Source organism: Sutterella faecalis, from assembly GCF_006337085.1.
In the GTDB taxonomy this organism is placed as follows: Bacteria; Pseudomonadota; Gammaproteobacteria; order Burkholderiales; family Burkholderiaceae_F; genus Sutterella; species Sutterella faecalis.
Genome location: NZ_CP040882.1, coordinates 1,087,440 through 1,100,753, shown reverse-complemented (window position 1 = coordinate 1,100,753; position 13,314 = coordinate 1,087,440). Strand labels below are relative to the sequence as shown.

At 58.4% G+C, this 13,314-nt stretch carries 10 protein-coding genes and 1 tRNA gene; 6 read left to right on the top strand and 5 right to left on the bottom strand.

Annotated features, from left to right (window positions below; genetic code table 11):
- Positions 1 to 121: 121 nt before the first annotated feature.
- Entirely contained in the window at positions 122 to 1,438 is a 1,317-nt protein-coding gene (lplT, locus tag FG381_RS04395; RefSeq protein ID WP_139687717.1) for a lysophospholipid transporter LplT, read from the bottom strand.
- Between the two features lie 195 nt (positions 1,439 to 1,633).
- Here lplT and alr point away from each other — a divergent pair, with 195 nt between their 5' ends.
- Positions 1,634 to 2,722: an alanine racemase gene (alr, locus tag FG381_RS04390; protein WP_139687716.1), complete on the top strand. Its 1,089-nt coding sequence runs from the start codon at positions 1,634 to 1,636 to the stop codon at positions 2,720 to 2,722.
- Positions 2,722 to 4,107: a DNA repair protein RadA gene (gene radA, locus FG381_RS04385; protein ID WP_139687715.1), complete on the top strand. Its 1,386-nt coding sequence runs from the start codon at positions 2,722 to 2,724 to the stop codon at positions 4,105 to 4,107. The genes alr and radA overlap by 1 nt, the downstream gene beginning before the upstream one ends.
- A gap of 87 nt (positions 4,108 to 4,194) precedes the next feature.
- Here the strand turns inward: radA and FG381_RS12565 are convergent, their stop codons facing one another.
- The 4 genes from FG381_RS12565 to FG381_RS04365 all read right to left on the bottom strand — a co-directional run bounded on the left by FG381_RS12565 (position 4,195) and on the right by FG381_RS04365 (position 6,608).
- Positions 4,195 to 5,223, bottom strand: a complete 1,029-nt coding sequence (locus FG381_RS12565; protein WP_165697828.1) for a hypothetical protein — start codon at positions 5,221 to 5,223, stop codon at positions 4,195 to 4,197.
- Between the two features lie 241 nt (positions 5,224 to 5,464).
- Complete coding sequence (locus FG381_RS04375; RefSeq protein ID WP_139687713.1) at positions 5,465 to 5,779, bottom strand: hypothetical protein; 315 nt, start codon at positions 5,777 to 5,779, stop codon at positions 5,465 to 5,467.
- A 128-nt stretch (positions 5,780 to 5,907) separates the two neighbouring features.
- Positions 5,908 to 5,991 (bottom strand) — tRNA-Leu (locus tag FG381_RS04370).
- A gap of 59 nt (positions 5,992 to 6,050) precedes the next feature.
- On the bottom strand, positions 6,051 to 6,608 hold the full coding sequence (locus FG381_RS04365) for a hypothetical protein (RefSeq protein WP_139687712.1): 558 nt from the start codon (positions 6,606 to 6,608) through the stop codon (positions 6,051 to 6,053).
- Between the two features lie 309 nt (positions 6,609 to 6,917).
- Here FG381_RS04365 and tig point away from each other — a divergent pair, with 309 nt between their 5' ends.
- The 4 genes from tig to lon all read left to right on the top strand — a co-directional run bounded on the left by tig (position 6,918) and on the right by lon (position 13,242).
- Positions 6,918 to 8,270, top strand: a complete 1,353-nt coding sequence (gene tig / locus FG381_RS04360; protein WP_139687711.1) for a trigger factor — start codon at positions 6,918 to 6,920, stop codon at positions 8,268 to 8,270.
- Positions 8,271 to 8,548: 278 nt separating this feature from the next.
- Entirely contained in the window at positions 8,549 to 9,139 is a 591-nt protein-coding gene (gene clpP / locus FG381_RS04355; protein WP_139687710.1) for an ATP-dependent Clp endopeptidase proteolytic subunit ClpP, read from the top strand.
- Between the two features lie 195 nt (positions 9,140 to 9,334).
- Positions 9,335 to 10,657: an ATP-dependent Clp protease ATP-binding subunit ClpX gene (gene clpX / locus FG381_RS04350; RefSeq protein WP_139687709.1), complete on the top strand. Its 1,323-nt coding sequence runs from the start codon at positions 9,335 to 9,337 to the stop codon at positions 10,655 to 10,657.
- A gap of 122 nt (positions 10,658 to 10,779) precedes the next feature.
- Entirely contained in the window at positions 10,780 to 13,242 is a 2,463-nt protein-coding gene (gene lon, locus FG381_RS04345; RefSeq protein ID WP_228025697.1) for an endopeptidase La, read from the top strand.
- Positions 13,243 to 13,314 lie beyond the last annotated feature (72 nt).

Sequence of the window (13,314 nt, the reverse complement as noted above, 5' to 3'; positions counted from 1 at the left end):
TACCAAAAAAACGTACGCAGACAGGTCGCGCGCCGAGGGCTTCCTCATCTTTCATGATAGAGGGTGAGGAAGCCCTTTACTCATCACGATTTTTGCGGCAGGCGTTTAAAGCAGAGGCGCCTTAATGACGCTTCTCCTCGCCGATCAGATGCGTGCTGTCGAATTCCTTTTGGTTCCGCAGGTGCTTCACGATTACAAGCGCCATCGAAACCATCACGAAGGCGCCGAAGAGGAGCATCGTCATCGGAACCGAAAGGTCGGCCTTGATGAGGAGTGCATAGACGCCGAGCATCACGAGAATGGAAAGGTTTTCGTTGAAGTTCTGCACGGCAATCGAGCGGCCGGCGCTCATGAGCACGTGGCCTCGGTGCTGCAGGAGCGCATTCATGGGAACCACGAAATAGCCCGCGCAGATGCCGACGGCAATCATGCCTGCGGCGGCAATGAGGGTCGCCCAGGAGAGTGAGAAGCCGAAAAGGGAAAGGCCGCCGGCCGGCGCCCAGTCGCGCGTGAAGAAGGCCATGAAGGTGACGAGAACGCCCATGCAGATCCCCATCGGGAGCACCTTGAGGGAGCTTTTGAGCGGGACGCGCGCAGCGGCGAGCACAGCACCCACGGCAATGCCGAGACTCACGACCGCCTGCATGATGGCGCCTTCGGAAAGGTTCATGCCGAGCGCGTGTTCGCACCATTTGAGAACCAGAAACTGCAGTACGGCGCCGGCGCCCCAGAAAAGCGTCGTGACGGAAAGCGAAATCTGCCCGAGGCGGTCGTGCCAGAGGAGCGAGCAGCTTCTGAGGAACCCCTTGATCGAATCGTACGGATCAAACTTCTGCTTGGGGTAGCGCGCGCCCGTATCCGGAATGGCAAGGTTGACGAGCGCCGCGGCAATGTAGACGAAGGTGATCGCAAAAATGGCGCCTTCCGCAAAGCTCGCAAGGCCGATCGCATTGAGGTGGAAGATGGAAAGAATCGGCTCGGCAACTTCCGGACGGATGAGCACGCCGCCCAGCACGACGCCGAGAATGATGGAGCCCACGGTGAGGCCTTCGATCCAGCCGTTCGCGACGACGAGCTTCTCTGCAGGCAGAAGCTCCGTGAGAATGCCGTACTTGGCGGGGGAATAGGCTGCAGCGCCGATGCCGACGATGGCGTAGGCGAGAAGCGGATGTCCGCCGAAAAGCATCAGCAGGCACCCCACGGCTTTGAGGGCGTTCGTGAGAAACATGACGCGGCCCTTCGGCATCGAATCGGCAAAGATGCCGACCCAGGCTGCGAGAAGGACGTAGCTCACAACGAAAAAGAGCTTGAGGAGCGGCGTCTGCCAGTCGGGTGCTCCCAGGCTCGTGAGGAGCGCAATGGCTGCAATGAGAAGCGCATTGTCCGCAAGCGAGGACAGAAACTGCGCCGCCATGATGGTGTAAAAGCCGCGGTTCATTGAAAAGCCCTGCAATTATTGAATCGGGAGAGTCTAACAAACGTTGAGTTCCGTCGTCGTGAGAAGCCATTTTGAGCGCTTCCTCTTCTCGTGTGCGAAGATCGATACAGATCGTTGCGAAAGAGAAAAAGGCGCATCGGGCGGCAAGGTGCGAAAATTTCTCCTTTGAAGAATTTCCCGGAGCTCTAGAAAGTCGTGCCGCGCCCAATCTTTGCTGAAATTGATCTCCATGCACTTCGCCACAATCTGAATGTGATGCGAAGCAAGGCCGAGGGCCGTACGCTCTGGGCAGTGGTGAAGGCTAATGCCTACGGTCACGGGCTCGAAAATGCCGTGACGGCCTTTGCCGATGCGGACGGACTCGCCACCATCGACCTCTGCGATGCAGAGCTGGCCCGCCGCTGCCGCTGGCAGAAGCGAATTCTGCTTCTCGAAGGCTTCTTTGACGCCTCCGACATTGAGCGGCTCGAGTCGCTCAAGGTCGAGACCGTCATTCATTCCTTCTGGCAGATTGACCTTCTCAGAAAGGCGGGCGTGAAGGACGTGCGCTGCCACATCAAGGTGAATTCCGGCATGAACCGGCTGGGGTTTCTGCCGGTGGAAGTGAATGCCGTCTACGACGAGCTCACGTCCATTCCGGGCGTGCGCGTGATGGATGTCGTCACGCATTTTGCAAATGCGGAACCCACCTATTTTGGGGATCGCCCGGCAACGGTTGAGAAGCAGCTCGCCCGCATGGGGAGGCTCGCGCGCGGAGGCGCTGCGGCCTGCATGGCAAATTCCGCGGCCATCCTTTTCCACCCGGAGGTGGGAGGCGAGGCCGTGCGCGCGGGCGTTGCGCTTTACGGCGTAAGTCCCGACAGCCATATTTCCTCTGAAGAACTCGGAATCATTCCTGCAATGACGCTTGCAGCAAAGATCATCGCCATTCAGGAAATTCCGGCGGGCGAAGCCGTGGGATACGGCTCGCGCTGGATTGCCAAGCGTCATTCCCGCATTGCGGTGGTCGCCTGCGGCTATGCCGACGGCTACCCCCGCTCCATGCCCGACGGCTCCCCCGTCTGGGTTGAAGGGCAGATTGCGCCCCTCACGGGTTCAGTTTCGATGGACATGCTCGAAATCGACATCACCGATATTCCGGCTGCACAGCTCGGGAGCCGCGTGGAACTCTGGGGGCGGCATCTCCCCGTCAACCGCGTTGCCGCCTGCTGCGGCACGATCGGGTATGAGCTCATCTGCGCGCTCGCGCGCCGCGTGCCGATTGTTCTGAGAGAGGATGCCTGATGGCGAAGCGCGATAAGGTTGAGTTTGTCTGCTCCGAATGCGGCGGCACGACGGTCAAGTGGCAGGGCCAGTGCCCGCACTGCCGGGCATGGAATACGCTTCAGGAATTCAAGGTTCCGACGGGTGCCGCAGGGCGCTACGGAACGGATAAGCGCTCGGGACGCGGCTTTGTTGACACAACGGGAGCATTGCAGGACCTTGCCGACGTTACGGCTGAAGAGGCCCCGCGCGTCATTACGGGGCTCTCGGAATTCGATCGCGTGATGGGGGGCGGCCTCGTCCGGGGCGGCGTTTCCCTTATCGGCGGCGACCCCGGCATCGGCAAATCCACATTGCTTCTTCAGGTGATGGCGCGGCTCGTTGCGGGCGGAGTTAGATGCGTCTACGTCTCGGGCGAAGAGAGTGCGGGTCAGATTGCGCTTCGCGCTCAGCGCCTGCAGCTTCCGCTTCAGGGCCTGCAGCTCATGAGCGAAATTGAGCTCGAGCATATTGAAGCGGTGATAACGGAGAAGAAGCCCGAATTCGTCGTGATCGACTCGATTCAGACGCTCTTTTCGGGGGCGCTTGACAGCGCTCCGGGATCGGTTTCTCAGGTGCGCGAATGTGCGGCAAGGCTTACGCGCATTGCGAAAACCACCGGCGCCACGCTCTTTTTCGTGGGGCACGTCACGAAGGACGGCGCGCTCGCCGGCCCCCGCATTCTCGAGCACATTGTCGATACGGTGCTTTATTTCGAAGGCGACACCCATTCGAACTTCCGGCTCGTGCGCGCTTTCAAGAACCGCTTCGGCGCCGTGAACGAACTCGGCGTCTTCGCGATGACGGATCATGGGCTGAGAGGCGTGACGAATCCTTCGGCCATCTTCCTTTCGGAATACAAGTCGAACATTCCCGGTTCCACCGTTCTCGTGACCCAGGAAGGCACCCGGCCGCTTCTTGTTGAAATTCAGGCGCTCGTCGACGAAACGCATTCACCGGCGCCGCGGCGCCTCGCTGTCGGCGTCGACAACCAGAGGCTCGCGATGCTCCTTGCCGTTCTGCACCGGCACGCCGGCGTGGCGCTCTTTGATCAGGACGTATTCGTCAATGCCGTGGGCGGCGTGAAGATTTCAGAAACCGCCGTTGACCTTGCGGTTCTCGCGGCCATCTGCTCGAGCTGGCGCGACAAGCCCCTCGAACGCGGCCTCGTCATCTTCGGCGAAGTCGGGCTCGCAGGCGAAATCCGGCCGGCGCCGAGAGGTCAGGAGCGGTTGAGAGAAGCCGCGAAGCTCGGATTTTCAAAAGCGCTCATACCGCGCGCTAATGCGCCCAAGCAGCCGATTGAAGGGCTCGAGGTGATCGCTGTGGATCGTCTGGCGGACGCGCTCGCTCAGATTTTCCCTTAAGCCTGCCGGCAAAAGCCTCATCACAAATGTTGAGGCTCACCAGTCTCTCCTTTTCGTACAATAGACAAGTTTTTTAGCTCGGGTTCTTTAGCCGACGGCTGGAGAGCTCTGATATTCCAGGACTGTATTTCCATGACGACGCTTACCAAGCTTCTTCCCGCGCAGGCTGCTCCCGCGCAGGCTCTCCTTGACAAGGCTCATCCGCTTCCCCTCACCTCCGCACAGCGTGCGGAGCTCCCGCAGACCATTCACACCCCGACGGGCGATGTGACGGTGGGCGTTGCGGCCGCTGATCTTCGTCCGCTTGAGGTTGACGATCTCTTTGTTGATGAAACCGGCGCCTTCTGGGCCGTTCGTCCGGCCGTTGAAAAGGTGCTCCATGTGACGGGCGACCTCAATGTCCTTCGTGAGGCTGCCGGCGCCCTCATCAACCGCGGCGTTCGCCTTGCGCAGATTGATGAAGGCTTCTCGGTCCTTCCGCTCCCGAATCTCGCCAAGATGCTTCAGATGGTGGGTCTCGAAGTGACGGAAGCCGAGGAACCCTTTGATCCGATCCAGTTCCGCGAACCTGAAGGCGGCTGCGGATGCGGCTGTGGCTGCGGCGGCCATCACCACCATCATCATGAGGATGAGGAGTGCGGCTGCGGTTGCGGTCACCATCATCACCATGAGGAAGGTGAGTGCGGCTGCGGCGGTCACCACCATCATCATGGAGAAGGCGAGTGCTGCTGCGGCGGGCATGACCACGACCACGAGGAATGCGGTTGCGGCGGCCACCATCATCATGAAGAAGAGGAATGCGGCTGCGGTGGTCACCATCACCATCATGGCGAAGGCGAATGCTGCTGCGGCGGGCATGATCACGATCATGAAGAATGCGGTTGCGGCGGCCATCATCATCACGAAGAAGGTGAATGCGGCTGCGGTGGTCATCACCACCATCATGGCGAAGGCGAGTGCTGCTGCGGCGGGCATGACCACGATCACGAGGAATGCGGCTGCGGCGGTCATCACCACCATCATGACGAGGGCGAGTGCTGCTGCGGTCATGATCATGATCACGAAGAAAAGAAGGGCTGCTGCTGCGGCCACGACCATGACCATGAGGCGAAGCATTAATTGCTTTTGTCCTTAGGCGGACGCGAGAGGGAGCAACTCCCGGGAGCGTCCGCAATGGGTCGGGAAAAAAAGCCTCTGATTTTGGTTCAGAGGCTTTTTTTATGGAAGGACTGTGCCTGAGTTAAGTAAGCAAGCCGGCCGGCGAACATGCTGGAGATGATCTGTTTCTGCCGGGCGACCGTGCTTTTCTTCACGATGACGCCTTTGGTCCGTGACGGAATCGTGCGCCTGCGTTCGATCAGGGCATGAATGTCACTACTGGGGACATCTCCCGTTCTGAGGTCCGCGAGGGATCTTCAAGCAGGTATCCGAGAACGACTTTTTCGTTCCGTGGGTGCTTGTGTGCAGTACCGATGCGCGCGGCGTGTTCTTCAATGAAATGTCGAAGAGGAAGAACGGCGTCGGGATGTGTTCCGTCTTCAACTGAAAGGGTGAGAGATGCCGCCCATGGTATGGCGTCTGAAGCACGTTGAAAGCTTTTAGCTTTTCGAAGTCCGTTGATGCAAACCTGAGCTTCGTAGAGGCCGGAAGGCTTACGGACAATGGTGGCCATGAGAATTGCTCCGTCGTAAATGCGTCGTAAATCCGTCGTAAATTTGATCGGAATTTACTGCGTCACGGGGCCTCTCGCACACTACCTATTGCGCTTAATGCCTCTTACACCCTCAAAATGTTGAAATCTGGTGCGCGAGGCCGGACTCGAACCGGCACGCCAGAGGCGTCAGGACCTAAACCTGGTGCGTCTACCAATTTCGCCACTCGCGCACTTTCAAAGGAAGAGCAATTCTATAGGAATTTAGAAAAAAGAAGAAAGTTCGGGCGGACTAATCTTCTTCCCCAAGAAGTGCTCTGCGGCGCTGGATTTCCTCAAAAAGCTCCAGCCGTCTCATGTTGTATTCCCCCCAGGTGAGCGTCCCTTTGAGAAGTCCTTCCTGCATTGCTTCTATCCGGGGGTCGCTCAGCGTACGAGACTCTTCGGCAATTCTTGCTTCCTGAGGCGTACCGGTTTCGATCATGATGCGGCGCGTGTCTTCGTTGAGCTCGCGCGTGAGCTCAAAGACGCCCTCCGCAGCGCGGCGCTGTTCACGCGTAATCCGTGTGCGGTCATTAAGCATTGCTTCGGTGATGCCGTTCGGCAGGCATGCTGACTTGCGGAAATACGGCTGAAAGGCTTCTGCTACGCAGGCTGCCCGCAGGCGATTGCTGACTTCGGTGATTCTGAGTTCGTACTGCGAGGGCTCCCTGCGGAGTGACTGGGTCCGATTATTTTCGGCAGCCGTGGTCTGAATGGATGAAATATCAGACTGATCTGCCGGAGGAACGGCGCATCCGGCAAGCAGAAGGGCACTAAGGACAAGCGAGCAGCAAAGGCGGGCGGACATGGTTGACAGCAGGAGATGCGCAGAAGAAAAAATCAACAAAGGCAGAAGTTTAGCTAACCCGCGGAGAGTGCAGTGCTTTTCGCTTGGGTATAATGTAAAGCTTCGAATTTGGGGCAGTCCGGACGCAATGAGTCTGATGGCTGTCTCGGAACAGAATTCATTCAAACCGCCCGGATCATGGCTGTTGCTAGCGGCACAGTGCATCCGGACGGATTTTCCAACTTCTCGGACTCTTGGGCTCAAGCAGCTTTCCAAAAAGAATGCTGCGTGCTCGGGAAGGTTTCCGAACTTTCAGTAAAGATCAAAGCAATGACTGAAGAAACGATTGAACAGGCTGCTGAACAGACTGAGGCTCCCAAGGAAGAAACGCCGGCGGTGAATCCGCTCGAACGTTCGCTCGAGCTCACGGTTCCTGCCGCTGAAGTTCGCACGCTCTCCCAGAAGTACCTTCGCAACTATGCGAAGGATGCCCGCATGCCCGGCTTCCGCAAGGGCCATGTTCCGATGGCTCAGGTCGAGCAGATGTACGGCATGCGCGCTTTTGACCAGGCGCTCAACGAGCTCGTCGGCCAGGCCTGGTCGAAGGCCGCTCAGGAATCCGGTCTCGCCATCGCCTGCCAGCCCCGCATCGAGGCGCTCGAAGGCGAAAAGGACTCCGAGGACATGAAGTTCAAGGCTGTCTTTGAAGTCTTCCCGGAAATCGTCTATCCCGACTTCAAGACGCTTCTTCTGAAGCGCTACAGCTGCACCGTTGATGATGCCGCTGTCCAGAAGACGCTCGACGTCATGGCTCGTCAGCGCGTGACCTATGGTCCGCTCGAAGAAGACCGTCCCGCTCAGAAGGATGACCGCGTCACGGTCAACTTCCGCGGTACGAAGGACGGCGTTGAATTCGCCGGCGGCAAGGCCGACGGCTTCCAGTTCGTTCTCGGCGACGGCCGCATGCTCGCCGACTTCGACGCTGCCGTCACCGGCATGAAGAAGGGCGAAAAGAAGACCTTCGACATGACCTTCCCGGAAAACTACGGTCCGGCCGAACTCAATGGCGCCAAGGTTCAGTTCGAGGTTGAGCTCACCAACATCGAACTCGCCCATATTCCCGAAATCACCGATGATTTCGCGAAGTCCCTTGGCGAAGAAAGCGTTGAATCGATGCGCGCCGCCATCCGCACGAACCTCGAGCGCGAAGTTGAATTCCGCCTCACGCAGAAGACTGAAGCCGAGACGTTCGAAGCCCTCGCCGGCGCCCTCACGTACCCGATCCCGACCTCCATCGTCGCTCAGGAACGCCACGCCATGGCCGAGCAGTTTGCTGGAACGATGAAGCAGCGCGGCGCCAAGGTTTCGCTCAAGGACTTCCCGGAATCCATGTTCCAGGAAAATGCCGAGAAGCGCGTTCGCCTCGGCCTCTTCACGGAAGACCTCGTCGCGAAGGAAAAGCTTCAGGCGACCAACGAGCAGATCGCTGAGCGCGCCAAGGTCATCGCTTCCTCCTACGAGAACCCGGCTGAAGTTGAGCAGTACCTCACGACGGACCGCAACTCGCGCATGAACCTCGGCGCTCAGGTTCAGCAGAAGAACGTCTGCGACTGGCTCCTCGCCCACGCCGACACGACGGACGAAGCCGTTGAATTCGACAAGGTGATGTCGGGTGCTTTCTAATTGAAGCACTTCCGTAGTCTTCGGATTTGAGCTTTTCCTGCAGTTTTGTGCTGATAGAGCGCAATTCTGCAGGCATCGGGCAAGAATCCGATAGAATTCTGCAAGGGCGCCTGCGGGCGCCTTTGTTATTTTCTGCCTGCACGTTTTGAGAAGTCTCGTTACTGCACGAGTCTCACTGATTCGCGATAATGAGCGCCACGTTCAGCTGCAATGCAGCAGCTTCCGGGTCCTCTCTGGGTCCGAAGCTTCTACAAACAGAAAAACCAGTAAAGAATCCAATGTCTCTTGTTCCTATCGTTGTTGAGAGTTCCGGCCGCGCAGAGCGCAGCTTCGATATTTATTCTCGTCTGCTTCGCGATCGCATCATTTTTCTCACGAGCGAGGTGAACGATCAGACGGCTTCGCTCGTCGTCGCGCAGCTTCTCTTCCTGGAAAGCGAAGATCCGGACAAGGACATTTCGCTTTACATCAACAGCCCCGGCGGCTCTGTTTCTGCCGGCATGTCGATCTTCGACACGATGCGCTTCATCCGTCCGAAGGTGAATACGATCTGTCTCGGCATGGCCGCATCCATGGGCGCCTTCCTTCTCGCCGCCGGCGAAAAGGGGAAGCGCTATGCGCTGCCGCACTCCCGCATCATGATCCATCAGCCGCTCGGCGGCGCGGAAGGCCAGGCGAGCGATGTGGAAATCCGCGCGCGTCAGCTCACGCTGATCAAGCGTCAGATGAATGAACTGATGGCAGGCTTCACGGGGCGCACGTATGAAGAGCTCGTCCGCGACACAGACCGCGACAACTTCATGAGCGCTCAGGAAGCGCTCGAGTACGGTCTCATCGACCGCGTGCTCACAACGCGCGCCGAAATGTAAAGAGACTCTGAATAATCCATTCTGCCTCTCCCTGGAGATCTGTTGATGACGCTTTGGGGAGAGCAGACGGCAAACAGTTATCTCGTTCGCAGGCGGATGGGGAGAATCATTGTCTCCATCTTCCAAATTTCAGCGGACGAAAGACGACGGCAGCCCGCTTCGCGCTGAAGGGGCTTCCGTCAGGGAAATTAAATAATGGCAAAACGCTACTGCTCCTTCTGCGGCCGCGATGAGTCGCAGTGTTCTGCGCTCTTTCAGGGCCTTCACGGAGAACTACTCTGCGGCGAATGCGTTCGCGCAATGGCTGCGGAACTGAAGGTTGAAGTGCCGGGCAAGGATGCGCAAAAGACTGAGGGCGAAAACGCTCAGGGTGAAGCCGCAGAGAAGGAAGTCTTTCCGAAAAAGGTTCCGACTCCGCGTGAGCTTTACGAGCTTCTCGACAGCTATGTGATTGGTCAGGAACGCGCCAAGCGCACGCTCGCCGTGGCGGTCTTCAATCACTACAAGCGCCTCATGACGCAGCAGGACAAGCACCTCAAGAATCTTGAGGACAAGGTTGAGCTGCAGAAGTCGAACGTTCTCCTCGTCGGTCCGACCGGGTCCGGCAAGACGCTCCTTGCGCAGACGCTCGCGCGTGCGCTTGATGTGCCCTTCGCGATTGCCGACGCGACAACGCTTACCGAAGCAGGCTATGTCGGCGAAGACGTTGAAAACATTGTTGCCAAACTGGTTCAGGCTGCAGACGGCAATATTGAGCGCGCTCAGAAGGGCATCATCTATCTCGACGAAATCGACAAGATCGCGAGAAAGAGCGAAAACCCCTCGATTACGCGCGACGTTTCAGGCGAAGGCGTGCAGCAGGCGCTCCTGAAGCTCGTTGAAGGCACGATCGCCTCGATGCCCGTCAAGGGCGGCCGCAAGAATCCCGGCAAGCCCATGATGGAAGTGGATACCTCGCAGATTCTCTTCATCTGCGGCGGCGCTTTCGACGGCATGGAACGCATTGTCCGGCACCGCACGGAAAAGAGTGAAATCGGCTTTTCCGGAACGGTCATCGGCAAGCGGGATCACGATTTGAGCGAGCTCTACCATCAGATCGATACGTCCGACCTCGTGAAGTACGGCCTGATCCCTGAACTCGTCGGCCGTCTCCCGGTGATTACGGTGCTCGACGAGCTCGATGAAAAAGCGCTCATTGAAATCCTTACGAAGCCGAAAAACGCCATCGTGCGTCAGTACAAGGTGCTGTTCAAAATGGAGGACGTGGAGATCGAATTCACGCCCGAAGCGCTTAAGGCAATCGCGCACCAGGCGATCGAGCGCAAGACGGGCGCCCGCGGTCTGCGCTCCATCATCGAAGGCATTCTTCTCGACACAATGTTTGAAGTCCCCGGCCGAAAGGACGTGGCGAAGGTCGTTGTGACGGAGGATGCGGTTTCCGGCAAGAGCCGTCCGGAATTCATTCTGCGCGCCGAGGGCGAGGTTCCTCCGGCTCCTGAAGCGCCCGCCGCAAGTTGATCTCAATTCGGCGAACTCAGCTTTCCGAACGGGAATTGCGGTATTACCCAGGCGGCAGTTGAAAAAACTGCCGCCTGACCCCATATAGTCCTTACACATCCTATTTTTTGGGGCTAATAGCTTTGAACAATCAGAATTCAACCCTTTCCGCAGAGAATCCGGCGGTGATCGGGCCCCTGCCCGTTATCCCGCTGCGCGACATGGTGGTCATTCCGAACTCGATGACGACGGTCTTCATGGGCCGTCCGCTCTCCGTTCTGGCCGCCGAAGCCGCCATGCGCATTCATTCCGGGCGGGTGATCCTTTTGACGCAGCGCGACAAGGGCGTTGACACGCCGACGCCCGAAGATTTCTGGGACGTCGCCGTGAGCGGCGAAATTGATCAGCTCCTGCGCCTGCCTGATGGTTCCGTCAAGGCGCTTGTGCACGGCACGGAACGCTGCCGCGTCACGAAGTGGATTAATGCGTCCGGGTTCTTCAAGGCCGAAGCCGAGATTCTCCAGCCGGAAATTTCGCCTTCGGACGATCTTGCCGCCTATTCGCGCACGCTCCTGAAGTCTCTCCAGGAATATGCCACGAACGTCAAGAAGTTCTCTCCTGACCATCTGAAGGCCGTGCTCGAAGAGAAGGATCCGGTCCGCGCATGCGATATTGCGGCTTCCTTCATTCCGCTTTCGACCCCTGAACGCCTCGAGTACCTGCGGGCGGCAAGTCCTGTCGCGCGCTTTGAACTCCTTATCGGCGTGCTTGACCGCGAACTCGAAAGCGGCCAGATTGAGAAGCGCATCCAGCTTCGCGTCAAGGGGCAGATGGAGAAGAACCAGCGCGAGTACTACCTTAATGAGCAGATGAAGGCCATTAAGAAGGAGCTCGGCATCGAGGGCGAAGGCGAAGACGGTGAAGACGAAGACGTCGCTCTTGAGCGCAAGGTTCGCGAGGCCAAAATGCCGGAAGCTGCGGAAAGCGCCGCGCTTGCGGAATTGAAGCGCCTGAAGAGCATGCCGCCGTCGTCGGCCGAAGCTTCGGTCGTGCGCAGCTACGTCGATACGCTTCTTGATATTCCCTGGAAGAAGAAGAGCCGCGTGTCGCACGATATTGAACGTGCGCGCCGCGTGCTCGACGAGGATCACTGGGGACTCGAGAAGGTGAAGGAGCGCATTCTCGAATATCTCGCTGTGCAAAAGCGCGTCGGGAAGGTGAAGTCGCCCATCCTCTGCCTTGTCGGCGGTCCCGGCGTCGGGAAAACCTCGCTCGGCCGTTCGATCGCGAGAGCGACGAACCGCGAGTACGTCCGCATGGCTTTGGGCGGCGTTTCCGATGAAGCGGAAATCCGCGGCCATCGCCGTACATACGTGGGTGCAATGCCGGGTCAGGTGATCAAGCATCTGATCAAGGCCAAGGTGAAGAATCCGCTCTTCCTGCTTGACGAAATCGACAAGATCGGCGCCAACCACAGGGGCGACCCTGCGTCCGCGCTTCTTGAAGTGCTCGATCCGGAACAGAACAATTCCTTTGAGGATCATTACGTCGAATGCCCGTTCGATCTCTCGGACGTGCTCTTCGTCGCGACCTCGAACAGCTACGACATTCCGCCGGCGCTTCTCGACCGCATGGAAGTGATTTCGCTCTCGGGCTATACCGAGAACGAAAAGGTTCACATCGCGCTCAGGCACCTTGTGCCCAAGCAGATGCGCGCCAACGGCGTGAAGGAAAAGGAAGCCAGGATTACCGAAGGCGCCGTGCGCGACATCATTCGCTACTACACACGCGAAGCGGGCGTGCGTGCGCTTGAGCGTGCGATCGGCAAGATTCTGCGCAAGATCGTTCTCACGGAACTCGAAGCCGGCAAGGATAAGAAGCTTGAGCTTCCGATCGTTGTGGACGAAAAGAATCTCGAGAAGTATCTCGGCGTGCGCCGCTTCAGCATCACGGTTGCTCAGCGCGAGCCGCAGGTCGGCATTGTGAACGGTCTTTCCTGGTCCGAAGTGGGCGGCGACATTCTTACGATTGAAGCCGTTGCCTTCCCCGGCAAGGGGCAGGTGCTTCGTACCGGCATGCTCGGCGACGTGATGAAGGAGTCGGTTGAGGCTGCGCGCTCGGTGGTTCGCTCCCGCGCCCAGATGCTCGGACTCCGTTCGGACATCTTCGCCAATACGGACTGGCACATTCACTTCCCTGAAGGCGCAATTCCGAAGGATGGTCCTTCGGCTGGCGCGGCCATCACGACCGCCATGGTGTCGACGCTCACCCATATTCCGGTGCGTTCCGACATCGCCATGACGGGCGAGATTACGCTTCGCGGCGAAGTGCTGCCGATCGGCGGCCTGAAGGAGAAGCTTCTTGCGGCTCAGCGCGGCAACGTGAAGACGGTGCTCATCCCTGAGGAAAACATGAAGGATCTCACCGAGATCAATGAGGATGCACTCAAGGGTCTGGAGATCGTTCCGGTGAAGCGCATTGAGGAAGTACTTCGCAGAGCGCTTCTCAGAATGCCGGAGCCTCTTTCCGATGAAGCGTTTGCGGCATCCATGCCGCCGCCTCATGCGATGGTTCCCCCGGCACCGGCCATGCAGACTTCCGCCTGAAAAGAGCTTGACTAAAGCCTGCACAACTTAATTGATAAAGCAAAAGCCCTGTACCTCTGGTATGGGGCTTTT